This window comes from Arthrobacter sp. zg-Y844 (assembly GCF_024385465.1).
In the GTDB taxonomy this organism is placed as follows: Bacteria; Actinomycetota; Actinomycetes; order Actinomycetales; family Micrococcaceae; genus Arthrobacter_B.
The window spans coordinates 555,548-579,975 of sequence record NZ_JANFLS010000002.1; the positions used below are offsets into that span (position 1 = coordinate 555,548).

Genomic DNA, 24,428 nt, shown 5'->3' on the forward strand with positions numbered 1-24,428 from the left:
TCTCCCCAGCGCTCGCCGGCTCTCGAACCCGGCCAGTCCCCGTCGGCGATGGCCACCGGTAGGCTGGGGAGATGGCCAGATACTTTGACGTACACCCGGAAAACCCGCAGCCCAGGGCCATCGGCCAGATTGTGAATCTGCTGGAATCCGGCGGGTTGATCGCCTACCCCACCGACTCCTGCTATGCACTGGGAGTGCAGCTGGGCAACCGTGAGGGGCTGGAACGCATCCGGCAGATCCGCCAGCTGGACGATAAGCACCACTTCACCCTGGTTTGCCGCAACTTCGCGCAGCTGGGCCAGTTTGTGCAGCTGGACAACTCGGTGTTCCGCAGCATCAAGGCCGCCACCCCCGGAAGCTACACCTTCATCCTGCCGGCGGTGAAAGAAGTGCCCAAGTGGCTGCTCCAGCCCAAGAAGCGGACCGTCGGCGTGCGCATCCCGGACAACACGGTGGTGCAGTCGATCCTGGAGGGCCTCGGCGAACCGCTGCTCTCCAGCACACTGCTGCTGCCCGGCGATGAGGATCCCATGACCCAGGGCTGGGAAATCAAGGAACGCCTGGACCACCAGGTGGACGCCGTCATCGATTCCGGGTTCTGCGGCCCGGAGCCCACAACAGTCATCGATTTCTCCGGTGACTCGCCCGAAATCGTGCGGCGCGGAACCGGAGATCCGACACCCTTCGAGTAACCCCGGCGGCCCGGAACCTTTATTGGTTCCTGCGGTTGACTCTCCCTTGGCGCGCACGAAGTCTGGCACGCGTCAGGGGGAACCATCGCTAGGCACTCGCAGGGGAAACCACATGAAGAAGACGGCTAAAACACTATCGACGGCGATATTGAGTATCTGCGTCCTGGCAGGATGCGGCGTAGGTACCGGGCTTCCGGGCATAGGCGGCGGGAACGGCCATCCCACCGGCTCCCCCGGGCCCACAAAGACTTCCACACCCACTCCCACCACAAGTCCGACTCCTACCTCCACCCCGACCCCCACCGGAACACCGTCACCGACCCATACGGGGACACCATCCCCGACCCCGACGCCGACAGACGACGGCGGCGGACACGGTAACGACGACGCCGTCAACGTAATCCTGATGGTCGGCGACGGGATGGGGACGGCGCAACGCGACGCCATCCGGCTGGCGTCGGTAGGGCTGACCGGGGAACTGGCCATGGATTCGCTGCCCGAGGTGGGCCGGGTCCACACCAACTCCGCGGATCCCGGTACCTTCATCACCGACTCGGCCGCCGCTGCCACCTCCATGGCCACCGGGGTGAAAACCTACAACGGCGCCATCGGAGTGGACCTGGAGCAGCAGCCCGTGACCTCGGCACTGGAAATCGCCGAACGGCTCGGAAAGTCCTCCGGGCTGGTCACCACCGCCCAGGTTACGGATGCCACCCCGGCCGCTTTCGGCTCGCACGTTTTGGATCGGGATGAGCAGAGCGCCATCGCTGCCCAGTTCCTGCGCAGTTCCCACCCGGAGGTGATCCTGGGCGGCGGTGAGGATTACTGGTACCCGGCGGGCAACCCGGGCAGGTACCCCGACAATCCCGCAGAGGATGATTCCGAGGAAAGCGCCGGCACCGAGGGCAACCTGGTGGAAGAGGCCCAGGACCTGGGGTATGAATACGTCTGGGATTTGCCCGGCCTGCAGGCGGCAGAGGGCGACATGCTCCTTGGACTCTTCGCCAACGAGGAGATGTTCCAGTACGGCGACGACGTCGAAGAGGCTTACGAGCCCACGGTTCCGCTGACCGAAATGACCCGGAAAGCCATTGACGTCCTGAACAACAACCAGGATGACAACGGCTTCTTCCTCATGGTGGAGGAAGAGGGCATCGACGCCATGAGCCATGTCAATAACGGGGCGTTGACCATTGAGTCCGGCATCCAGTTCGACAACTCCGTCGCCCTGGCCAAGGAGTTCGCCGAGCAGGACGGGAATACCCTGCTGATCACGGTGGGCGACCACCAGACCGGCGGTATGACCATCGAACCGCTGGGTGATGATTCCAACCCGGAGAGCCCGGTGCAGGAAGGACCGTTCGACGTCGCCAACTCCGACCAGCAGTTCCAGATCGATTGGACCACCGGCGGCCATACGGGCGACGACGTGCCCCTGACCGCCATGGGACCCGGCGCCGAGATGCTGACGGGCGTTTATGAGAACACCCGGATTTTCGAGGTCATGGCTTCGGTGATGCGCTCCGGCACGGAACGGGACTTTGACCTACAGGCGCACCGCGGCGGACGCGGCGAAGTAACCGAAGAATCCCTGGCGGCCTTCGCACACGCATTGGAACTGGGCGTCACCACACTGGAACTGGACACGCACCTGAGCGAGGACGGCCGGGTGATTGTCTGGCATGACGACATCATCCTGGCCACAAAGTGCGCTGATACGGCCCCTGCCACTTCCGGGGATCCGGAGTTCCCCTATGTGGGCGACCGCGTAGCGGAATTGAGCCTCCTGCAGCTCCAGACCCTGAACTGCGGCTACCAGCAGTTGCCGGGCTACCCGGAGCAGGATGTCGCGGAGGGCAACCGGATTGCGGAGCTGAGCGATGTCTATCGCCTCGCCCGGGAGTACGGTGCACGCAAAATCCAGTTCAATGTCGAAACCAAGGTCGAGGAAGGGCAGGCCGGCGGGCCGCGCAGTGTCGCCCTGACCGAGGCGGTGGTGGACGTGGTCCGCGATGCGAACCGGGAGCGCCGCACCACCATCCAGTCCTTTGACTGGTCCACCCTGAACCTGCTCGAGCGGATCGCCCCGGAACTGACGAGGGTGGCTTTGGCCAGCACGGCGGAGGACCTCGGCGTAGGCCAGCCGGGCGCAGCCCCGCAGCTGGGCGGAATCGATATAGATGACTTCGGCGGGTCCGTTGTCCGTGCCGCCCAGGCCCAGGGCTACGACGTGCTCTCCCCCATCTTCACCACGGTCACTGCCGAGATGATTGCCGAGGCACATGCACTCGGCATGCCGGTCATCCCCTGGACCGTCAATGAGGTGGCAGACATGCACCGGCTGATTGACCTGGGCGTGGACGGAATCATCACCGACTACCCCACCCGGCTGCGCGCGGTAATGGAAGAGCGGGGCTTCGACCTTCCCCGGGCCTACCGCCGCTGAGTTCTGCAAGGACTGCGGCAGCAAAGGATCGATAACACCGGACACCGTGCCGGGACCGAAGCCTCGGTCCCGGCACGAGTCTGTTTCGCCACCGCGGCATCCCGTTTCGGCCCGCCGGATCCCGGATGGCATGCTGAAGTAATGCCCGGTCTCTACATCCTCCCCTCCAGCTGGCTGCTCGACGCGACCCCGGAGGCGGTGTGGGAGACCGTGGCCAGCCCGGACATGAGCTGGCCGCGCTGGTGGCCCGGCTGCACGCTCCAGGACCTCGCCACCGATCCGCGCGCCGAAGCAGACGCCGAAACCGCAGACCCGACTGCGGAACTGCTGGCCACTACCGTCCGTCTGCGCTTCCGTGCAGCACTGGGCTATCACCTGTCCATCACCATCCACCCGACCGCCGCGGCCCGGCCACGGATCATAGAGTTCGACGCCGGCGGAGACCTGGCGGGCACCGGCCGGATCCGCCTGTTCCCCGTGCCGGCGGCCGCTCCCGGGAACGCCCCCGGTGACGCGGCGCAGACCCGGATGGACATCGACTGGCGGGTCCGGCCCACCCGGCCCTGGATGCGCCTGCTCACCCCCGTGGCACGGCCGGTCTTCACCGCAGCCCACTCGCTGCTGATGCGGCAGGGCGAACGCGGCCTGCGCCGGGAACTGGCCGGCTCAGGCAATCCGTCGCGGACGGCCGAAGAAGGTGCGCACACCGGGTGAGTAATGCACCGTATCCGGCGGCCCTTCAACGGGAAGCCCGGCCGCAGGCACCAGTCCATCGTGGAAACGCGTCAGCCGGGCCGGATACAGCGGCCAGGGCCGGTGCGAGTTGGGAATGAACACCGTCCTGCCTGCGAAGACCGCATGCAGGCCGAACCGTGCGGTAAGCAGCAGGGACAGGCCATCGTCCGCCTGCCGCGCATAGTCCGGCACCACGGCGAAGGACGAGCGGGGCTGTTTCCCGAACCGCTCGACGTCGTACCCCGGCTCCCGGCCGGAACGCGCGGGGCGGCAGCGGGACCAGACATACGGAATGTGCAGGGTGCGGGCAACGAGGACCGGAACCAGCCGGGAGGCGTCCAGGGTCAGGAAGAGCACCCCGCGGCTGCCGTCGCAGCCGCGTGAATACAGGCGCACGTTGATTTCGGTGAAGGACCCGAAAAACGGAACGGGGACCCGCCCGAACATCCGGGTCTCCCGCGCCAGGAACCCCACCAGCCCCACCCAGGTGGAACCGTGGAAGACATCCGGTTCGACGCCGGGCGGCATGTACGGTGCGGCAGCAGACGCGGGAAGCCGCCAGTGGAGGAAAACGGTTCCGGCCCAGGACTGGGCCATCAGTATCGGCGGCGTCACCCTTGGTCCCGCGGGCCAGGGATCCTCCGGGCCGTGGACGGGGGTACCCATGGCGCCAAGCTAACAGCGCCCCGGCCGGTCGGAAAGAGTTAGACCGCCGTATCCGGCCGTTCCTCGCCGAAGCGTTCCACGGCCGTCTTCCGGCGGATCCGGTCCAGCCGGTTGATCACCGGTGCCGCCGTGATTCCGTGCAGCACGATGGAGGAGGCCACGACCAGGCCGAGCAGCCCCCACAGCTGCTCGGCGCCGTCGAAGTTCCCCTTCCCCAGTGCGTAACCGAGGTAATACAGGGAGCCGATCCCGCGGACGCCGAAGAAGGCGATGGCCATCCGCTCGCGGGGGCCCGGCTTGCCGCCCAGCAGGCCCAGCCAGCCGGCAAGGGGACGGACCACCAGCAGGAAGGCCGCGGCCACCGCCATCTCGCGCCAGCCGATGCCGGCCAACAGTCCGCGGGCAATGGCGCCGCCGAGCAGGAGCAGCAGGACCACGGTCAGCAGCCGCTCCAGCTGCTCCACATAGCTGTGCAGCACCCGGTGGTAGCCGTGGGTACGTTCAGCGGCCCGGATGGTAACGGCACAGACGAAGACGGCAACAAAACCGTAGCCGTCCAGCATCTCGGTGATGCCGTAGGCCAGGAAGGTGGCCGCCAGGGCCACGAAGCCTTCGGAGTGGTTGGAGAGACGGATGCTTTCCAGCCGTGCGGAGAAGAAAAGGCGGCTCAGGACCTTGCCGGTGACGAGGCCAAGGAGGACGCCCATCCCGATCCGCCAGAAAACGTCCACGGCAATCCAGTGCGGGAACCAGTCCGACGGCGCCGTCCCCACCAGGCTCATGCCGATGGCGAGATAGACAAACGGGAACGCCAGGCCGTCGTTCAGCCCGGCTTCGGAGGTCAGTCCGAAGCGGACCTCGTCTTCGGCTTCACCCTCCGAGTCCTCTTCCTCATCGTCGGCGGGTTCGCCTACCTGGACCTCGGAGGCCAGGACCGGATCGGTCGGGGCCAGCGCTGCGGCCAACAGGATGGCCGCAGCCAGGCCGACACCGAGGACCCAAAGGTTCAGCAGCGTCAGGCCCAGCAGGCTCAGCGGCATGGCAATGCCCAGCATCCGCCAGGTAGTGGACCACCGCCGCCAGCCGACCGGGCGGTCCAGTGCGAGTCCCGCGCCCATCAGGGAAATAATCACGCACACCTCGGTCAGATGCGTGGTGAATTCTCCATACCGCACCGGATCCGGGTCCGGCAGGTCCTTCAGGAGGCTGAACGCCAGGATTCCCGCACCGAGGAACACCATGGGCATGGAAACCGGAACATTGCGCAGCACCTTGGGCAGCACGGCTGCAAGGAAGACTGCTAGGCCGGCTGCAAAGAAGACAAGGCTGGGTCCGTCGAACACCCCCCGACATTAGCGGCGCATCGGGCACCCCGACAGGCGCCGCGCCGAATTGGTGTCGGCGCCCTAGGCCTCGCGGATGGTGACCTGCCCCGGCTGCGCTCCGTCGGCACCGAAGACGAGCCAGCGGGTAGCGATTTTTTCGGTGAAGAACCGGTCGTGGCTGACCACGATGACGGCGCCCGGGAAATGCAGCAGGGCGCGTTCCATGACCTGTGTGCTGGACATGTCCAGGTGGTTGGTCGGTTCGTCCAGCAGCAGGACGGGAGCCCCCGACAGCAGGCACTGGGCCATGGCGACGCGGGCGCGCTGCCCGCCGGAAAGGTTGCCGATTTTCTGAACCAGGTCCGCTTCGGAGAACTGGAACATGGTCAGGAACCGGTTGACGGACTTTTTCGTGGCGCTGAAGGCGAGGGATCCCGGCAGCGAGTTGACCGCATGGGTGACGGTGTCGGCGTCGTCGAGTTCCGCCAGCATCTGGTTGTAGGAAACCATGGCCGGCCCCTTCGGCCAGGTGACCTCGCCGGCGTCGGGCTGTTCTTCGCCCGTGAGCACGCGCAGCAGCGTGGTCTTGCCGCTGCCGTTGGTTCCGGTGACCGCGATGCGGTCTCCCTTGTTCACCTCGAAGCTCAGGTCCTCGAAGAGGACCTTTTCCCCGTAGGACTTGGACACGCCGCGGACGCGGCCAAGCACGTCCTTGACGTGCAGGCCGTCGTAGATGCCGGTGATGATTTCGTCCACGGGCCGGGGCGCACGGGATTTCTTGATCCGGGCCAGCTGGGAGCTGAGCCGCCCGCCGGCTTTGGCCGCCTCGCGGCGGTCCGCAATGCCTTCGGCTTCAAAGGCCAGCAGTTCCGCCTCGTGGACGAACTGGGCCTGGAGGTTCTTCAAGCGGAACTGCTTCTGCACCACGTACTCCGCGAAGTTTCCCGGGTATTCGTGCAGGTGGAAGTTCTCCACCTCCACGATGCGGGTCACGACGGCGTCGAGGAACTTCCGGTCGTGCGAGACGATGATGGCTGCTCCCCGGAAGTCGCGGAACCAGCCCTCGAGCCATTCGACGCCGGCCACGTCGAGGTAGTTGGTGGGTTCGTCGAGCAGGAGCACATCGGGCTGTTCCAGCAGGATCTTGGCCAGCGCCGCACGGTTCCGCCAGCCGCCGGAGAGGGCGTCGATCGGGCAGACACGGTGTGCGGCGGTGAAGCCGAGGGTGGTGAGCACGCTGTCGATGCGGCGCGGGTAGTCCCAGCCGTCGAGCCGGTCCATGGTTTCGAACAGTTCGGACTGGCGGCGGATGAGCCGGTCCATTTCCTTGCCCGCGGGATCGGTTGCAATGGCTTCATCAATCTCCGCCAGCTCGGCCTCGACGTCCTTGATTTCCGTGAAGACGGAATCCAGGACCTCGGCGATGCTGGCCTGCCCGTCCAGTTCTGAGAACTGGGAGAAGTAGCCGATCTTCACGCCCGGTTCCACGGTCACGGTGCCGGAGTCCGGCTGGACCTGGTCCAGGACCAGTTTCAGGATGGTGGATTTGCCGGAGCCGTTCCGGCCGATCAGGCCGATCCGGTCCTTGGGATCGAGCCGCAGGAACGCTTCACGCAGCACCTGCTTGTTCTCGAAGGAAGTATTGACGTCCTGCAGCCGGATCAGGCTCATGGTGTCCTTTCAAAGGGGTTGGTTTCCTCGCCCCGCGGGACAACGACCATTCATCCTATCGGCTGATGCCGCACGCGGCGGCGAGACTAGCCGCGCAGGGTGTAGCTGCCCTGGGGGCGGCGGTTGAGGTGCGTGGCGGTGTCCACGTAGCTGCCGAGGTTACGGGGACGGGTGAGCGCCCGGCGGCCGGTGGAGACGTAGGTTCCCTCGGCACGCGGGGTTCCCAGGGGGCGTCCGTAGCAGGTGGTGTAGGTGCCCGGACGACGGGCCTGGGTTGCCGGAGCGGGCTGCGAAGCCGTGGGGGCAACGGTGCTGCCGGTGGTGGCCGTGCGGGGTGCGGCGTTTTCGGTGGTGGCCGGGCGGGGTGCGGCGTTTTCGGTGGCGGCCGGGGCTGCGTTTCGATTGATCAAAGTGGTCATGGTGTCTCCTCAGTTGACGCTTGGGGTGAGACTCGGGCCGTGGCGGCAGGTTTTGGGCAGCGTTCAGCCCGGGATGTGTCGCCGTTGATTGGTGCCCGCCGTTTATTTGGGCGGTGGTGCGCCTTAGCGGGCGGAGGAATCCGCCTGCATGGCGCAGGTGCTGCAGATGCCGCTGAAGGTGACTTCGGCAGCCAGTACGGTAAAGCCGGAATCGTCCGACGGGGTCAGGCACGGTGCCTGGCCGATCACGCAGTCGACGTCCTTGATGGCTCCGCAGCGGATGCAGACCAGGTGGTGGTGGTTATCCCCCACCCGTGACTCGTAGAGTGCCGCCGAACCGGCGGGCTCCACCCGCCGGGCCAGTCCGGCCTCGGTAAAGGCGGACAGGATGCCGTAGACGGCCTGCGCGGAAATACCCGGCAGTTCCGACCGAACGGAAGCCAGGACCTTGTCGGCACTGGAATGCGGTTCCCGCTGCAGCGCTCCCAGCACTGCTACGCGTTGTGACGTGGATTTCAGCCCCGCTGACCGGATGTTTCCGGCCAGGGTTTCTGCTGTTTCCGCCGCGTTCTGCATACCTAAAACCCTAACAGTTGTTTTGATTGCCTCAAGACAACTATCGCCCTTTTGCGCTGTGATTCCGGACGCTGTGACCGCCGCCGCAGGCGGTCATTGACGCGGGCTGAACGCCTGGACCCGCCCGCATAGGGGACGATGGGAAAGGAAAGCACTACATCACCGTAAGGACGAGGACCATGGGCACTTTGAAAGAACAGCTGCAGGCGGATATGAAGATGCACATGAAATCGGGCAACCGCGTTGCCCTGACCACCGTGCGCAACGTACTGGGCGAAATCACCACCCGGGAGAAGTCCGGGAAGACGCCGGTGGAGCTCGACGACGTCCAGATTGTGTCCCTGCTGCAGAAGGAAGCCGCCAAGCGCCGCGATACGGCCGGGATCTACACGGAGGCCGGCGAGACCGAGCGTGCTGCCTCCGAGACGGCCGAGGCAGAGATCATCGAAGCCTACCTGCCCGCACCCCTGACCCGTGCCGACGTGGAGGCCATTGTGGATGAAGCAATCGCTGATCTGCGTGCCGGCGGGGAAGAGCCCACAATGCGGCAGATGGGACAGGTCATGAAGCCCGTGACCGCCAAGGTGGCAGGACGGTTCGACGGCAAGACCGTGAGCGAAATCGTCCGTTCGCGTCTCGCCTAGCGGCAGCCGGTCCCACTGCTACTCTGGTTGCTGAACGCTCATTCCGCTCACCATCCGGAGGTACAGGTGCCCGCAACAGGTACGGGCCAGCGCCTGCTGGATTCCGCCACGGAGGCCTTCGCGGCGAAGGGCTTCCACGGCACCACCACCCGCGACATTGCCACGGCGGCCGGGGTCACTCCCGGCGCCGTCTATGTCCACCACCGTTCCAAGGAAGAGCTGCTCTACAGCATTTCCCGCCTCGGCCACGAGCGGACCCTGGAACTGGTCCGCTCCGGTGCCGCCTCAAGCAGCGATCCGGTGCAGCAGATCTCGACCATGGTGCGTGACTTCGTCCAGTGGCAGGCAGCCAACCGCACCAAGTCCAGCGTGGTGAACTTCGAGCTGGCTGCCCTTACGGAGGACCACCGGGCCGAGGTGCTGAAGATCCGCCGGTCCGTGGACGCAGAGTTCCGGACCGTCGTCGACCGCGGACGGCAGGAAGGCGTGTTCGACGTCGAGGACACCGGCCTTGCCGTCCTCGCCCTGCTCTCCCTTTGCGTGGACGTGGCCCGCTGGTACCGCAACGACGGACGGCAGACCGCAGCCGGCATCGGAGAACACCACAGCCGGCTGGCCCTGCGGATGCTGGGCGCGGCCGGACCGTCGAAGCCCTAGGCCTGTTGTCCGCTTCGGGGTGCCCGTCATACTGGAAGCCCGAACCTCAACAAGCGAGGTGCAGCATGGCTGAACCGACAACGCTGGTCTCCGGGATCGGCATGGGCGAGTCCGCCCGCTGGCACGCCGACGAACTTTGGTTCGCGGATTGGACGGCGGGGACCATCTCCGCACTGAACCCGGACGGGGACCTGCGGCGGGTGACGGCGGTGCCGTCCTTTCCAATCAGCTTTGACTGGCTGCCGGACGGGCGGATGGCCGTGGTCTCCGGGACGGACCGGACCGTCTTCCTGGAGATTCCCAATGCGGGACTGGTCCCGCACGCGGATTTGAGCGGACTGTCGGAGCACCCCTGGAACGAGATTGCCGTACATCCCTCCGGCAACATCTATGTGAACGGCTTGGGCTACGACTATTCGGCTGACCCGCAAAGCAGCGGGATCATCGCGCTCATCCGGCCGGACGGTTCAGTGGTGCAGGTGGCGGACGGCCTGGCCTTCCCCAACGGCATGCTGGTCTCCGACGACGGCGCCGCCCTCGTGGTGGCTGAATCCAACGCAGGACGTCTGGTGTCCTTCGCCATTGCAGACGACGGCGCCCTCACGCCTGCCGGGGAATGGGCAGCGGTTTCGGGCAGCGCTCCGGACGGTATCTGCTGGGACGGCACCGGGGGCATCTGGTTCGCCGAAGTGCCCGGCGAACGCTGCGTCCGTGTCCGGGAGGGCGGGGCCGTGGTGGAAACGGTGCAGCTGGACCAGGGCTGTTTCTCCTGCGCCACCGGCGGCGACGACGGCGGCCTGCTGTTTATGATGACCGCCCAGTGGCCGGAGGTGATGGATCCGGCCACCCCCGGCACCGGGCAGGTCCTGGGCCTGCGGGTGCGCTGATCTCCGCCGGCCCGGGACCCCTAGGCGAACGCGGACAGTCCGGTGATGTGGCGGCCCAGGATCAGTGACTGCATGGAATCGGTGCCCTCATAGGTGAACACCACCTCCATGTCGGTCAGGTGCCGGGCCACATGGTTCTCCAGAAGCAGTCCGTTGCCGCCCATGATGTCGCGTGCCTCCGAGCAGACCCAGCGGCCCTGCCGGGCGGCGAACATCTTCGCCATGGATGCCATGGGACCGGTCATCTTCCCCTGGTCGCCGAGCTCGTTGAGGCGGAAACAGGTCAGCTTGATCGCGGTGACCTGGGCGAGCATGTTCGCGAGCTTGTTCTGCACCAGCTGGAACCCGGCAAGGGGCTGGCCGAACTGCACCCGGTCCTTGGCATAGGCCACGGCAATCTCGTACGCGGCCACGGCGTGACCCAGCGCTTCCCACGCGACTCCCCCGCGGGTCGCGGCCAGCACCTTGTTGACGTCCTTGAACGAGTTGCAGTTCTCCAGGCGGTTCTCCGCGGGAATGCGGAGGTCCTCGATGACGATGTCCGGCTGCAGCACGGCACGCTTGCCGATCTTGCCGGTGATCACGGTCGCCTGGTAGCCGGCAGGGTGGTTGCCGTCGGCATCCTTTTCCATAACGAACGCCTTGACTGCACCGTCGGCCTCGTCGCGGGCATAGATGATCACAATGTCCGCAAAGCTGGCGTTACCGATCCACCGCTTGTTGCCGTTCAGGATGTAGGAATCACCCTCGCGGCGCGCGGTGGTTTCCAGCGACACGGAATCGGACCCGTGGGTGGGTTCGGTCAGGGCAAACGCGCCGATCTTCTCGAACCTGGCCATGGGCGGCAGCCACCGCTGCTTCTGCTCCTCGCTGCCGAGCATGTCGATGCTGCCCATGGCCAGACCGGAGTGCACCCCGAAGAACGTGTTGATGGAGCCGTCGCCCCGGGCGAGCTCAGCCGCGGCGGTGGAGGCGGCCATGCGGCTCATGCCCGGGCAGCCGTAGCCCTTGATGGTGCCGCCGGCAATGTTCAGCGCGGCCAGCTTGGGAATCAGCTCGTAGGGGACCTCCGCCCGCTCCCAGTAGTCATTGATGACCGGCAGCAGATCGTTGTCAACGAACGCCCGGACCCGGTCCCGCACGTCGCGGGCCTCGTCGTCCAGCAGCTCATCGAGAAGGTAGAGGTCGGCGTCGACGTCGCCCACCGCGGTGGGGTCGAAGGCTGGGCGCGCGGTCTGTGTGACGGTCATGGAGGCTCCTGACGGAAGGTACTAACTAATCGTTCATTTAGTATGAGCCGCGTCACAGTACTGGTCAAGCGTGCGCTTCTTCGGCCGCGAGCATGTGCGGGGCGCACGGGCGAACCCAAGAGCCGCCTCCTGGTTGACACCGTGGAACGGCGAGTTGCCGGATGGCTGCTCCTGGCGTCCGCGGGGCCGGGATCGGGCGCGGGCCTTGAAGGCTTTTACCGTTCCAGCGGCTGGCAGGAGGTGGGCCGCCGCCGGGCCGCGCTGCGGCTTCCCGACGGCGACCGCGACGAGGTCCTGATGTCCCCTGTCGCTGACCACCTGAGACGGTCTTAGTGGACGGCCATGCCTTCGGGCAGCTCGTTGGTGGGCCTGCGGACCAGGAACGACGCCGCGACGGCTACCAGTGAGACAACCGCACCCCAGAAGAACGCCGTGTGCACGCCCGAGGCGGCTGCGGAGACCGCTGACGCGCCGTCGGCCAGGGCCGCCGTCGTACCGGTGGTCATCAGGGTGATGAAAACGGCCGTGCCGGCGGCGCCGGCAAGCTGCTGCAGCGTGTTGATGATGGCACTGCCGTGGGAGTACAGCGACTTGTCCAGCGAACCCAAGGCAGAGGTGAACAGCGGAGTGAAAATGAAGCCCAGCCCGGCGTTCAGCAGGCAGTGCATCAGGATCACGAGGCCAACGGGGGTTTCTTCGGTCAGCAAGGTCATTCCCCACAGGGCACCGCTGAGCACCAGTGCGCCCGGAACCACCAGCGGGCGGGGACCGAAACGGTCAAACAGGTTGCCGACAATCGGCGAGAGGATGGCCATCACGGCACCGCCGGGGAGCAGCAGCAGCCCGGTGTGAAGCGTGTCCAGGCCCAGCACGTTCTGCAGGTACAGGGGCAGCACAATCAGGCAGCCGAACAGCGCCATCATGGACACCAGGACCATGATGATCGCCACCACGAAGGGCTTGCTGGTGAAGGTGCGCAGATCCATCAGGGCGCGGTCGGTGCGCTGGAGCACCAGCTGCCGCAGCACAAAGCCGGCCATGGCCAGGACGCCGACGGCCAGCGGGATCCACAGCGGCATCAGTTCCTTGCCCTGTGCAGCCTCGCCGATGCTGCTGAGGCCGAAGATGAGGCCGCCGAAGGCGAAGGTGGACAACACGATCGACAGCACGTCGAACGGCACGCGCTTGGTTTCCGTGAGGTTCTCGATCTTCATCGCGCCCAGCCCCAGCGAGAGCAGGGCGATGGGCAGGACCAGCCAGAACATCCAGCGCCAGTCCAGGGCGTTGAGGATGATTCCGGAGACCGTCGGGCCGATGGCCGGTGCAACTGCGATGACGATGGAAATGGTGCCCATCATCTGTCCGCGCTTATGTGCCGGAACAGCATTCAGGACGGTGGTCATCAGCAGCGGGAGCATGATGGCGGTGCCGCCGGCCTGGATGATCCGGCCGCCCAGCAGGGTGCCGAACCCGGGGGCCAGGGCCGCCAGCAGCGTCCCGGCGCTGAACAGGGACATGGCGGTCAGGAACAGGCCGCGCATGGAGAAGCGCTGCAGCAGGAAGCCGGTGGCCGGGATGACCACGGCCATGGTCAGCATAAAGCCGGTGGTCAGCCACTGGGCGGTTCCCGCCGTGATGTCCAGGTCGGCCATGAGCCGCGGCAGCGCCACGCTCATGATGGTTTCGTTCAGGATGACCACAAACGAGGAGACCAGCAGCAGGCCGATCACGGTCTTGGTGCGCGGATCCAGGGTGGACGGAGCCGACGTCGTTGCGGCGCGCCGGGAGGTTCCGGCGGCAGGCACGGGCTTTGCGGAGGGATCGATACTCAAAGAGGGAAGGTCCTATTCATGATGCGGGTGCGCCGTATGCAGTGGGCGCGGAAACGGACGGCACTTCAGCGGGCCCGGCCTGCAATCCTATGCGCCGGCACCTGCCTGCCCGGACTGCCGTGCCCGTCCGCCCGGCGTGTTCCGCCGGATATTCGCCCAGCGCTGAACCGGGAACCCGGGCCGGAGGCTGGAGGCGGCTGGATCCGGCTAGAACCCGGTGACCAGCAATCCGAACCCCAGCACAAACAGCACCACCATCCAGCAGCCGCCCGCTATCGCGGCCGCCGCGGTGAGTGCCAGCACCGCCCAGGGACGCTGGAACCGGTTGCGGATCCAGTCGAAAACCAGCGGAGCGGACACCAGCAGCATTACCGCCGAGGCCAGGATCAGGGCCAGCAGCACTGCCGCCTGGACGGTTTCGGGAAAGACCCAGAGCTGCAGCACAACGACGGCGACGGCCAGTGTCGCAGCCGCGGCCGACTGGACCAGCCATGCGACGCCGAGATGCGGCCAGGATTCCACGTTCTTGCTCATGTTCGGGAAGTCTAGTGGCGTTCCGGGCGGTCCAAGGTGACGGTGCGCAGATCCAGGCGGCGCAGGACACGGTCCACGGCCTCCGGATCCATGCCGGCCTGCCGGCGGGCGTCGAGTACTTCCCGGCGGGCAGCGTCCATCGCTTCACGCTGGACCACGTCCATGATTTCCAGGGTCGCCTTCCGGTCCAGCATCTTCTGCGAATCATCCTCCTCGTCGCTCTCCAGCATGGCGTGCAGCGAGGACATCCGCTTGGCCAGTGCGGCGCGGCGGTCCGGCGGCAGCTGCTGGATGGCCGTCGAGCGCTTCATCGTCTCGATTGCCACCCGTTCGGCCCGGAGCGCGAGTTCGCGTTCCATCCGGTCCGCCTCTTTATGGTCGTCAGGCAGCTTCAGGACGCGCATCAGCCACGGCAGCGTCAATCCCGGCAGCACCAGCGTCACCACGAGGACCGCGCACGCGCAGGCTACGACGAAGTTGCGTCCGGGCAGCGCGTCACCGGCGAGCGTGGTGCCCGGCAGGGCGAGGGCAAGCGCAAGCGTCGCCAAGCCGCGCATACCGCACCAGGACAGCACGAGGACCTCTTTCAGCGAACCCGGCACATGGTTCTTCTCGGTCCCGCCCATCCGGTAGATCGCCATCATCCACAGGAACCGGACAAGCAGCACGGCCGCGCAAACGGCCAGGATGCCCGGAATGAAACTCAGCAGCTGGGAACCCTCGTCCTTGATGATGTACCGCATCTCGATACCCACCAGGCCGAACGCGGCGCCGGTGGTCAGCAGCTCCACCACGTCCCAGAAGGCGGTTCGGGTCAGGCGCTCCTCCGAGTCCTGGGGGCGGGCCCGCCGGCCCAGTTCCAACGCGGTGACGACGACGGCGACCACTCCGGAGAAGTGCACTTCTTCGGCGAGCAGGTAGACGGCAAAGGGTGCAACGAGGGTGGACGCCGAACGCGCCACCAGGTTCGGCACGAACCGGTTCAGGCTACCGACGACCCAGGCCATCGCCAGGCCCAGCACCACGGCGCCGGCTGCGGCAATGAGGAAGTCCGGCACCACGTCCCAACCCACGTGCCCGCCGCTGGTGCTCGCTGCGACGGCGGCCTGGAAGATGACAATGGCAATGGCGTCGTTGAAGAGGCCTTCGGTCTGCAGCACCGTGATGAGCCGCCGCGGCATCCGGACCTTTCCAGCGACCGCTTCCACGGCTACCGGATCGGGCGGGGCAACAATGGCCCCCAAGGCAATCGCGGCAGGCAGCCCGAGCGCCGGCACCATGGCCCAGGACACACCGGCCACCACAGCCACGGTGACTGCCACCAACGCCACCGCCAGCAGCACCAGGGAACGCCAGCGCAGCCGGAAAACGGACCAGGAGCTGCGCTGGGCGGCTGCGAAGAGCAGCGGCGGGAGGAACAGCGGAAGGATAAGCTCCGGGTTGATGTGCACTTCGGGGATGATCGGCAGGAACGCGATCAGGGCCGAGGAAATCAGCATCAGCACGGGGTACGGCAGCCGGATGCGTTCGCCGATTCCCGCGGCCAGCACGGTTCCGAACAGCAGCCCGATCAGGAGTATCAGGAAATCCACCGGCTCAGCCGTCCGCTCGGTGCGTGCTTCGGACCGACTGCGCCGCGTGTTTCATAACCGCACCTGCTTCTTTCGGATGTGTAAGTATTTCGTTAATTATTGCATTGAGTGCATCGACTGGCGCACACCCAGGGCGGGCGGCGGAAGCGGCGGGTAAACGAGCAGGGAGCCCCGGGAGTCTCCACACCGCACGCTAAACCCGATAAAATTGGACGGACATCTGACTCGTTCAAGGAAGCTGCTCTATTGGCCATCAGCGATATGAGGCAAGACCCCGGCGAATTGAGATTGACCCCTCCTGCCATCAGTAAGGAGGGTCTGTACCCGTGACTGCCGTCTACGGCGTGGTAAGGGAAACCCGTAACCCGGCAGCCGCGATGAAGGCACTGACGGACAGTGCCGCCGCAGAGCCCCGCGGGCAGCAGGGTCAAGACAGCTCGGCGAATTCCCGGTCCGCTAAAGGTGCCGTCATCACCTGGGATCCCGATGACCTGCCCGGTGCCCTCCATCGGCTGCTGAGCTCCCATCCCCGCCATTTCTCCGACCCGGAGGCAGTGCCGGCGCGCCCTGTCCCCTTCCGGATGCACCTCATGGACGCGGATGTGCCCAAGTCGATCCAGCTGCACCCCCGGCCGGACCAGGCTTTGGCAGGCTATGTGCGTGAACAGACCCGCGGTGTCCCTTTGAACGCCGGAAACCGAAACTATAAGGACAGGTACGCCAAGTTTGAAGTGGCGGTATCCCTCACTCCCCTTCGCGTCCTGTCTGGACAGCGCAGCAGGGAAGAACTCCGTGCCATTGCCGACGGGGTGGACCTTCCATGGCTTGATACCTTATTGACGTTCCGGCATGAGATGCCGGTGCACGCCCTCCTCCGCATGCAGTCTTCCGAGACTGCCCGTGCACTGCGGGAAACCGAGGCTGCCATGGCCGGGGTGACGGAAACCGAAGGTCCTGCGGCAGACGCTGCGGCGGTTTTCCGCCGGCTTGCGCCGCTTTTTCCGGGCGACCGCGGAATTCTGATAGCCATCTGCATGAACCTCATCAAGCTGGACCCCGGTGAGGCAATGGTCACCCCCGCGGGGTGCCTCCACTCCTACCTCTCCGGCCAGGCCATGGTGGTTATGGGCCTTTCGGACAATGCGCTGAAGGCCGGGTTAACCACGGACTTCGTGGACGTTGCCGAGCTGCAGCAGGTCCTGGGCGACGGCCAGCCCGGCCCCGCATTTCTTGAGGTGGAGCGTATTGATGAGCGCCAGGATCGTATTCCGCTCTGGAGTGAGGACCTGGACCTGCGACGGACCGTGATCGACGGCGGCACCGCATCCATTCCGCTGGAACGTTTCACCGTTGTGCTTGCCGCACTGGGAGAAGCGAGGGTCTGGGTGGGCGACGTGAGCACGTACTTGGAGCAGGGTGCCAGCATGCTCTATCTGGGCGACCCGACGACTGCTGAAGTCGAAGGCTCGGCACAGCTCTTCAGTGCGTCGAGAACCTAGCAGCCGGCGCGGACCTGCGGGTAGTGGCGGCAATGACCGCCAGGGCCACGAGCGCCCCGATGGTCGTTTGGACGGCCCGGTCCAGGGTTACGGCCAGCACCGGCTGGGTAGCAACAAACCCCGTCATCAGCAGGGCCACCGGTGTCAGGAACACCATTGCCAGGCCGTAGTGCAGCACCGCGTAAATCTCTCCGCATAGCTGCAGCATGGCCAACAGCACCGCCAGCTGGACCGGCGACCACTGAACCTGGAGCAGCACCGCAGAGACCAGCACACCGGCGTAGGTGCCCAGGATGAAGTGCACTGCGCGGGTCACTCCCCCGGCCGCGTCCACTGCCGCGATCGGAGCGCAGGCGGCGAGCATCGCCCAGTATCCGTGTCCCAGCCCCAGCCCCGCCGAAATCGAACCCGCGGCAGCAACGGCAGCAGCGTACCGGCCCGAGTGGCGCAGGATCCGCCCCCAGGACGGCGGCCGGTACGGCAGCAATGTCCGTGGAGTGTGGCGGCGCGCGTGCAGCCGGCCGGCAAAACCCAGCGCTACGGCGAGCAGCACGCTGCCCGCCGTAGTCAGCGCAGCTTCCTCCAACCGTCCGGAGAACGGTGCAGCGGAGGTGGCGGTAAACGCGAAGATGTAGGTAAACGGGCCGGCGGGGCGCACCCTCAGATAACTGGCAGCCGCCGCAATAAGGCCCGCGATCACGGTTCCCGCCCCCACCACCGTCCAGGAATCCGCTCCGGAGAGGGACAGGAACACACCGGCCAGCACGGTCAGGACCATCAACACGCCCGACAGGGACTGGTGCTGCAGACGCCGCCAGTGCAGTTCCGCACGGCCGAAAACACCGGTCAGCGAACCGAAGATAGCGCACATCGTCAGGTCGGTCCGCCCCAGCAGGATCAGGACCAGCAGCGGCAGGAACACCCCGATCGCCACGCGGACGGCAGGCACCCGGTGCCCGCGGCCCGGAGGCACGGTGAGGAAGCTACGGACATGCTGCTGCACGGGAAACAAGGAACCTTTCACTGCGGCCGGAGGCTCATGGGCCGCGGTTCAAGCCTAGAACCCGCGGACGACGACGCCCGGCAGCTTCCCGTGTGACGGTCCTCGCATCCGCTGTTACATCCGGGCCTTTGTCCTTGCCGTGGCCTTGGCAGACCAGGGGTCCTCCGGCCACGGGTGCCGTGGGTACCGGCCGCGCATCTCGGACCGGACCTGGGCATAGGGTCCGGACCAGAAGGATGCCAGGTCGTCGGTGACGGCCAGCGGCCTGCCTGCCGGGGACAGCAGGTGGAAGAGCACCGGGACGCGTCCCTCCACGAGCCGCGGGGTTTCAGCCCATCCGAAGCACTCCTGCAGCTTGACCGCCACCACCGGCCTGCCGCCGTCGTCGTGCTCCGGATCCGGGTAGTCGATCCGGACCCGTGAACCGCTGGGCACCTCAAGCCGTTCCGGGACGAGGTCGCCCAGCCGGGATGCCTCCGGCCAGGGCAGCAGCCGCCGCAGCGCATCGGTGAGGTCGATGCTGTTGGCGGATGCTCCGCGGGCCAGGGCGTCCAGTTCGGGGCCGAGCCAGTCCTGCAGCCGGGCCAGCAGGGCCGGTTCGCTGACATCCGGCCATGGCTCCCCCAGTTCCCGGTGCAGCAGGGCCAGGCGCCGGCGCAGCGCGTCGGCGGCCGTGGAAAAACCGACCAGTTCCAGCCCCTTTGCCGTCAGGGCGCGGGCGACGGCGGCCCGTCCCTCCTCGGCGGACGGGCGTACCGGGGTGGAGCCGAGCAGGATTGCGCCGAGCCGGTGTTCCCGGCGCGCGGTGACCCGGACGCCGGCGAATTCCGCCTCCACAGTGTCCGTGACGAGGTGTTCGGCGGCGGCTTCCGCGGTGTCCAGGGTCAACGGGGCGGCAGCGCGGATCACGGCACCGGTGCCGGCGGCGTCGCACCCCTCGGCCCGGGCGACATCGGCGACGGCCAGCCAGTCCTGGCCCGTGAGGGAGCTGCCCGCGGGCAGTCCGGCACGGGTTCCGGAGGCGAGCAGGTAACGCTCCGGGCCCGCGCCGGGAACGCGCCGCGCAATCCGGTCCGGGAAGGCCAGGGCAATCACGTACCCCGGCGCTTCCCCGGCCGGGACTTCCCGTTCGGCAGGGCCGGCAGACTTCTCGCGGCGGGCCAGCTGTTCCAGCCTCCTGACGTCTTCGGACCACCGGCGTTCACCGGGCTCGCGTCCGGTCCGCAGTCCGGCCAGCAAGCGGGTGAGGTCCGCCCCGGGTGCACGGTTGTCCCCCGAAAGCAGGGCAACGACCTCGGCCGCGGTCCGGGCACCCACCGCACCGGCGCCGTCGAGCAGTGCCCGTGCGAGCCGGGGATCGGCGGGCACGCCCGCGAGTGTTTTGCCGCGGGGCGTTGCCAGCCCCTCGGCGTCCACGGCACCGATCCCGCGCAGCACCTGGAGGGCGTCGCGCATGGCGGCCGGCGGCGGTGCGTCGGGAAGGGACAGGCCCTCACCTCCCGGGGCACCCCAGCATGCCAGCACCAGGGCTGCGGCCGTGAGGTCCGCGACGGCGATTTCCGGGGTCTGGTGGGCGGGCGCGGCTCCGTAGGCCCTGTCGTCATAGCAGCGCACCACCGTACCCGACCCCAGCCGGGCGGCGCGGCCGGCCCGCTGCTCGGCGGAGGCACGGGAACAGGAGACAGTGACGAGGCCGGACATCCCGCGCATTGCATCCCGGCGCGGTTCGCGGGCAAGCCCCGAGTCGATCACCAGCCGGACACCGGGAACGGTCAGCGAGGATTCGGCCAGCGACGTGGACACAATGATCCGGGCGGGCTCGCCCGGGCCGCGGCCGGAAACGGCCCGGTCCTGCTCGGCGGGCGTAATCTGCCCATGCAGTTCCAATACCTCCGTTCCCGCCGGAATACGCGAACGCAGCCGGCCGGCCACGGTGGACACCTCCCGTGCGCCGGGCACAAACACCAAGGCATCGATATCCGGATCCCGGGCCACGGCGTGGGAATGGGCCCGAAGCGCAGTATCCGCGACATGGTCCAGGAACCCGCGGGTCACGCCGCGTTCATCGAAGCGGGGAACCGGCGCGGGGGCCCAGACCGTTTCGAGCGGGTGCAGCGCAGACGGGCAGCCGACCACGGGAGCCGGCCCGGCGCCGTCGGGCGAACCGATCAGCTCGGCGAACCGCGGTGCGTCGAGGGTTGCGGACATGGCCACCAGGGTCAGGTCCTCGCGCAGCTGGCGGACCTCGGTGAGCATTCCAAGCAGGAGGTCCGTTTCCAGCCCCCGCTCATGGACCTCATCCAGGATGACGGCGGCCGTTCCGTCCAGGCCCGGGTCGGCCAGCAGGCGGCGCAGCAGGATTCCCGGCGTCACGAATTCCACCAGCGTGGAGGGTCCCGTGCGGCTCTCGCCCCGGACCGTGTAGCCGATCCGCCCGCCGAGGGCAGAGCCGTCCAGCGCAGCCAGCCGGCGGGCCGCCGAACGGACCGCAACGCGCCGCGGCTGGGTGACCACCACCCGCGGCCGCGTCCCTCCGCGGGTGAGTACGTTGGCGACGAGCGGCGGCACCAGGGTTGTCTTTCCGGTTCCGGGCGGGGCCTGGACGACGGCGGTGCCCGCTCCGTGCGTTTCGCCGGCACCTCCGCCCAGCGCCGCTGCGAGCTGCGGGACCGACTCGGCAAAGACCAACCCGTTGCCTATGCCCGCAAGGTCGAAGGGCGGGTTGGTTGGGTGCGGAGAGGCCGGAGAAGTCACTCTTCCATTCTGCCTCCTGCGGGAAGCGGTAAAATGATAAGAGTCTCGTCACTCGCCCCTGCCTTTCCTCTTCCTTGGAGGTAGCAGTTGCCATTTTCCAAAGGCCAGATCCTGGTCCACCCCCATCACGGCCCCGCCGTTGTCAGCTCCTTCCAAACGCATCCGCGCATGCAGAAGAACTGTATTGTCCTGGAGGTCCAGTCCTCCCACCTGATGGTCTGGGTGCCCGTTGACCAAGTGGACCATGTAGGCCTTCGTCCGGTCCTGGACCGGGCGGGACTTGACACACTGTTTGGCGTCCTCCGCGCGCCCGCGGATAAAGAAGATCCCCAATGGTCGCGCCGGTACAAGGACAACGCGGAGAAACTTGCCACCGGTGATCCGATGGTGATTGCGGCCGTGGTCCGCAACCTGATGCTGCGCGAGGCGGACCGCGGTCTCTCGCAGGCCGAACGGGAAATGCTCCGGCACGCCCGTCGGCCGCTGCTGACGGAGATTTCCCTCTCGCTCGGACTCTCTGAAGTGGAGGCCGGCGCCAAGCTGGACGCCGTCTGGGCTCCGTCCAGCGCGGTCGCTTAGGCCGGCAGGTCCGTTACCGGACGGCAAGTCCTGCTCTGCTGCCTCCGCGCACCTATGCGTGTGATGGATGTCACCATAGGCGCCGCCCTTATTCTGCACCCCTTTCGGGTTTACTTGAAGCGTCAAGTGTCTGGAGACACGAACCGTTACCCCAAGGAGGTGTGCTGCGTATGAACGACGGCACTCTGGAGTCCATCCCCGCCATCGATGCCGCAGCCCTCGGCCTCCTCTTCCGTGACGCGCGCACGGTCTCGGAATTCACTACGGCTGATGTCACGGACGAGCAGCTTCGATCCATCTACGACTTGACCAAGATGGGTCCGACGGCGATGAACATCCAGCCGCTGCGGATCACCTGGGTGCGTTCCGCCGCGGCTCGGCAGCGGCTGGTGCAGCACATGGCAGAAGGCAACAAGGCCAAGACGGCCGCGGCTCCCATGGTTGCAGTGCTGAGCTTTGACCGCACCTGGCCTGAGCACTTCCCCACCGTTTTCCCGCCGGCTCCGCAGCAGGGCGCAGTCTTTGCCGCCAACCCGGAACTGAGTGCCGTGATGGGCAATGACAATGCGCATCTGCAGGCCGGATACTTCCTCCTGGCGGTCCGCGCACTGGGCCTGGCCGCGGGGCCGATGGGCGGGTTCGACGCCGCCGGGCTGGACGCTGACCTGCACGCAGGCCTCAACCTGCAGTCCTTCCTCGTCGTCAACATCGGTGTGCCGGCCGGCGAGCCACGCCACCCGCGACTGCCCCGACTGGATTATGCGACGGCGACCACCGAACTCTAGGCCGCAGACAGTAGACCGCCGCCCTGTTCGGGAAACCGCAGAGGGCGGACACCGTATAGGTGTCCGCCCTCTGCTGTTGCTGCTTTGCTTCTTTTGCTTTGCTCCGGGTTAGGAAGCCAGCGCCGGGATCTTCATGCCGTGCATGGTGACCAGCAGGTCGCGGGCGAACTCGGCCTGGCGGCGCTTTTCGGCGTCGTCCCAGCCCAGCTGCGGGGCCAGCAGGTCCGCCAGCTCGGTCAGCATGTCCTCGGACACCAGGCCGCGGAAGGCCAGCGAGGTGCGGCGGATCAGGATGTCGGCGAGCTGCGTGATCTGCTCGTTTTCCACCATGTAGGTCAGCTCGCGGGTGCTGAGCTCGCTGGTGGAGGCCAGCAGCTGGTCCCCGCCCTGGGACAGGAACTCCAGGACGTCGACGGCGCGGGTGCCGTAGCGGGTCAGCAGGACGCGGACGCGGTCACGGTCGGCCACGTCGGAGGCCATGCGGTTGACCCACAGGCGCTCTTCAGCCTCGGTGGCCGGGAAGTCCTTGCCGCCGCCGATCTGCAGTTCCGCCGTCGTCGTCTTCCGCGGCATGCCCAGCGCGGTCATTGCCTCGGTGGCCAGGGTCTCGGACAGGGCGCGGAAGGTGGTCCACTTGCCGCCGACCAGGGACAGGCTCGTGACGTTCTTGCCGGCGCGCTTGTCCATGCGCTTTTCCACGCGGTAGTCGCGGGACACGAAGCCGGGCTGCGTGTCGTCGTGCTTCGGCAGCGGGCGGACACCCGAGAAGGTGTAGACAATGTGGTCGCGGCGCACGTCAACGGTGGGGAAGACGTGGGCGATCAGTTCGAAGAAGTACTCGATCTCTTCGTCCGTGCAGACCGAGGCCTCGTTGATGTCGGCGTCGATGTCCGTGGTGCCCACCAGGACGCGGTCGCCCATCGGGTAGATCAGGACGATGCGGCCGTCGGTGTGTTCGAAGAACATTTCACGGCCGGCGCAGGCTTCCAGCAGTTCCGGGTGGTCCAGGACGATGTGCGAGCCCTTGGTGCCGCCCATGAAGGAAGTGCGCTTGCCGAAGGAATCGTTGGTCTCGTCAACCCAGGCGCCGGTGGCGTTGATGACGACGTCGGCGTCGAAGACGAATTCTTCGCCGGTGACCTCGTCGCGCAGCACGGTGCCGGCGTCGGTGGTGCCGACGGCGCTGACGTAGTTGCTGGCGCGGGACTGCGGGTTGGCCTCGAGGCCGTCACGCAGCACGTCGAGGGTGAGGCGCTCGGGGTTGTGCACCGAGGCGTCAAAGTACGTGGCGGTGTACTTTACGTCCGGGCGCAGCAGGGGCAGTTCCTGCAGGGACTTCTTCTTGCCGACAAAGTTGTGCTTGGGGGCCACGCGGCCGCCGCGGGAGAAGAAGTCATACATCAGCAGGCCGGCCTTGATCAGCACGGCGCCGCGCTCGGTGTGCTTGCCCTGCTTGTGCGTCAGGAAACGCAGCGGTGCGGCAGTGATGCCCGAGAAGGTGGTGGTGATCGGGATGGTGGTCTGCAGCGGCTTGACGTAGTGCGGGGCCAGGCGGAGCAGGGCATTGCGCTCGACGACGGACTCGTGCACGAGGCGGAACTCGCCGTTCTCCAGGTAGCGGATGCCGCCGTGGATCATGTGGGAAGACGCGCCCGAAGCGCCCTGGCAGTAATCACCGCGCTCTACGAGGGCTACGTCCACGCCCTGCAGCGACAGGTCACGGAAGGTGCCGACGCCGTTGATGCCGCCGCCGATGATCAGCACCGAGGCCTTGGGCCGGTCCTTCAGCTGCTGTACCACCGGACGGGTCCGGGCGGCGGTCTTTGCCTTGCTGGGGTTCACGGAATTGTCCACGTATATCTCCAAACGCTTCTGTGGCTGC

Annotated in this window: 22 protein-coding genes; 10 read left to right on the plus strand and 12 right to left on the minus strand. The window is 66.8% G+C overall.

Translation table 11 applies throughout. The features are described from left to right. Nucleotides 1–71: 71 nt before the first annotated feature. From NNX35_RS09350 to NNX35_RS09360, 3 genes are all read left to right on the plus strand, one after another. The gene (locus NNX35_RS09350; protein ID WP_227921911.1) at nt 72–692 is read left to right on the plus strand and encodes an L-threonylcarbamoyladenylate synthase; all 621 of its coding nucleotides are present in this window, start codon (nt 72–74) and stop codon (nt 690–692) included. A gap of 112 nt (nt 693–804) precedes the next feature. Continuing rightward, the gene (locus tag NNX35_RS09355) at nt 805–3,138 is read left to right on the plus strand and encodes an alkaline phosphatase (RefSeq protein WP_255867586.1); all 2,334 of its coding nucleotides are present in this window, start codon (nt 805–807) and stop codon (nt 3,136–3,138) included. A 141-nt stretch (nt 3,139–3,279) separates the two neighbouring features. After that, nucleotides 3,280–3,852 (plus strand): hypothetical protein, encoded by a 573-nt coding sequence (locus NNX35_RS09360; protein WP_255867587.1) that lies wholly within the window; start codon nt 3,280–3,282, stop codon nt 3,850–3,852. Here NNX35_RS09360 and NNX35_RS09365 read toward each other — a convergent pair. The 5 genes from NNX35_RS09365 to NNX35_RS09385 form a co-directional block, all read right to left on the minus strand. After that, nucleotides 3,805–4,539, minus strand: a complete 735-nt coding sequence (locus tag NNX35_RS09365) for a YqjF family protein (RefSeq protein WP_255867588.1) — start codon at nt 4,537–4,539, stop codon at nt 3,805–3,807. The genes NNX35_RS09360 and NNX35_RS09365 overlap by 48 nt on opposite strands. Nucleotides 4,540–4,577: 38 nt before the next feature. Continuing rightward, the gene (locus NNX35_RS09370) at nt 4,578–5,882 is read right to left on the minus strand and encodes a cation:proton antiporter (RefSeq protein ID WP_255867589.1); all 1,305 of its coding nucleotides are present in this window, start codon (nt 5,880–5,882) and stop codon (nt 4,578–4,580) included. 63 nt (nt 5,883–5,945) lie between these two features. Next, nucleotides 5,946–7,535 carry an ABC-F family ATP-binding cassette domain-containing protein gene (locus tag NNX35_RS09375; protein ID WP_255867590.1) on the minus strand — a complete coding sequence of 530 codons (1,590 nt, stop codon included), beginning with the start codon at nt 7,533–7,535 and terminating at the stop codon, nt 5,946–5,948. Between the two features lie 86 nt (nt 7,536–7,621). Further along, entirely contained in the window at nt 7,622–7,954 is a 333-nt protein-coding gene (locus NNX35_RS09380; protein ID WP_255863069.1) for a hypothetical protein, read from the minus strand. 123 nt (nt 7,955–8,077) lie between these two features. Then, on the minus strand, nt 8,078–8,530 hold the full coding sequence (locus NNX35_RS09385) for a Fur family transcriptional regulator (protein ID WP_255867591.1): 453 nt from the start codon (nt 8,528–8,530) through the stop codon (nt 8,078–8,080). A gap of 179 nt (nt 8,531–8,709) precedes the next feature. On the opposite strand from NNX35_RS09385, the gene NNX35_RS09390 reads away from it, so the two are divergent. The 3 genes from NNX35_RS09390 to NNX35_RS09400 all read left to right on the plus strand — a co-directional run bounded on the left by NNX35_RS09390 (nt 8,710) and on the right by NNX35_RS09400 (nt 10,718). After that, nucleotides 8,710–9,174 (plus strand): GatB/YqeY domain-containing protein, encoded by a 465-nt coding sequence (locus tag NNX35_RS09390; protein WP_255867592.1) that lies wholly within the window; start codon nt 8,710–8,712, stop codon nt 9,172–9,174. Between the two features lie 66 nt (nt 9,175–9,240). Then, nucleotides 9,241–9,831, plus strand: a complete 591-nt coding sequence (locus NNX35_RS09395) for a TetR/AcrR family transcriptional regulator (protein ID WP_227921941.1) — start codon at nt 9,241–9,243, stop codon at nt 9,829–9,831. A 65-nt stretch (nt 9,832–9,896) separates the two neighbouring features. Beyond that, nucleotides 9,897–10,718, plus strand: coding sequence for an SMP-30/gluconolactonase/LRE family protein (locus NNX35_RS09400; RefSeq protein ID WP_255863072.1), 822 nt, complete (start codon nt 9,897–9,899; stop codon nt 10,716–10,718). Nucleotides 10,719–10,738: 20 nt separating this feature from the next. Here the strand turns inward: NNX35_RS09400 and NNX35_RS09405 are convergent, their stop codons facing one another. Further along, a complete protein-coding gene (locus NNX35_RS09405) occupies nt 10,739–11,968 on the minus strand; it encodes an acyl-CoA dehydrogenase family protein (RefSeq protein ID WP_255863073.1) in 1,230 nt (409 codons plus the stop codon). A 42-nt stretch (nt 11,969–12,010) separates the two neighbouring features. Between NNX35_RS09405 and NNX35_RS09410 the strand changes: the two genes are divergently transcribed. Next, nucleotides 12,011–12,301: a hypothetical protein gene (locus tag NNX35_RS09410; protein WP_255863074.1), complete on the plus strand. Its 291-nt coding sequence runs from the start codon at nt 12,011–12,013 to the stop codon at nt 12,299–12,301. On the opposite strand, the gene NNX35_RS09415 is transcribed toward NNX35_RS09410, so the two are convergent. From NNX35_RS09415 to NNX35_RS09425, 3 genes are all read right to left on the minus strand, one after another. Then, a complete protein-coding gene (locus NNX35_RS09415; protein ID WP_370647009.1) occupies nt 12,298–13,800 on the minus strand; it encodes an MDR family MFS transporter in 1,503 nt (500 codons plus the stop codon). The two genes, NNX35_RS09410 and NNX35_RS09415, sit on opposite strands and share 4 nt — an antisense overlap. 207 nt (nt 13,801–14,007) lie before the next feature. Beyond that, on the minus strand, nt 14,008–14,334 hold the full coding sequence (locus NNX35_RS09420) for a hypothetical protein (RefSeq protein ID WP_255863075.1): 327 nt from the start codon (nt 14,332–14,334) through the stop codon (nt 14,008–14,010). An 11-nt stretch (nt 14,335–14,345) separates the two neighbouring features. Further along, complete coding sequence (locus NNX35_RS09425) at nt 14,346–15,926, minus strand: Na+/H+ antiporter (protein ID WP_255863076.1); 1,581 nt, start codon at nt 15,924–15,926, stop codon at nt 14,346–14,348. A 326-nt stretch (nt 15,927–16,252) separates the two neighbouring features. Here NNX35_RS09425 and NNX35_RS09430 point away from each other — a divergent pair, with 326 nt between their 5' ends. Beyond that, nucleotides 16,253–17,425, plus strand: a complete 1,173-nt coding sequence (locus tag NNX35_RS09430) for a hypothetical protein (protein ID WP_255867593.1) — start codon at nt 16,253–16,255, stop codon at nt 17,423–17,425. On the opposite strand, the gene NNX35_RS09435 is transcribed toward NNX35_RS09430, so the two are convergent. Both NNX35_RS09435 and hrpB read right to left on the minus strand, forming a co-directional pair. Next, a complete protein-coding gene (locus tag NNX35_RS09435) occupies nt 17,406–18,428 on the minus strand; it encodes an FUSC family protein (protein WP_255867594.1) in 1,023 nt (340 codons plus the stop codon). The two genes, NNX35_RS09430 and NNX35_RS09435, sit on opposite strands and share 20 nt — an antisense overlap. A gap of 114 nt (nt 18,429–18,542) precedes the next feature. Continuing rightward, complete coding sequence (gene hrpB / locus NNX35_RS09440) at nt 18,543–21,182, minus strand: ATP-dependent helicase HrpB (protein ID WP_255867595.1); 2,640 nt, start codon at nt 21,180–21,182, stop codon at nt 18,543–18,545. Between the two features lie 87 nt (nt 21,183–21,269). Here hrpB and NNX35_RS09445 point away from each other — a divergent pair, with 87 nt between their 5' ends. After that, on the plus strand, nt 21,270–21,761 hold the full coding sequence (locus NNX35_RS09445) for a CarD family transcriptional regulator (protein WP_255766068.1): 492 nt from the start codon (nt 21,270–21,272) through the stop codon (nt 21,759–21,761). 170 nt (nt 21,762–21,931) lie between these two features. Next, nucleotides 21,932–22,546: a malonic semialdehyde reductase gene (locus NNX35_RS09450; protein ID WP_255867596.1), complete on the plus strand. Its 615-nt coding sequence runs from the start codon at nt 21,932–21,934 to the stop codon at nt 22,544–22,546. A gap of 108 nt (nt 22,547–22,654) precedes the next feature. Here NNX35_RS09450 and NNX35_RS09455 read toward each other — a convergent pair whose 3' ends face one another. Beyond that, nucleotides 22,655–24,400: a glycerol-3-phosphate dehydrogenase/oxidase gene (locus NNX35_RS09455; RefSeq protein WP_370647010.1), complete on the minus strand. Its 1,746-nt coding sequence runs from the start codon at nt 24,398–24,400 to the stop codon at nt 22,655–22,657. Between the last annotated feature and the right edge of the window lie 28 nt (nt 24,401–24,428).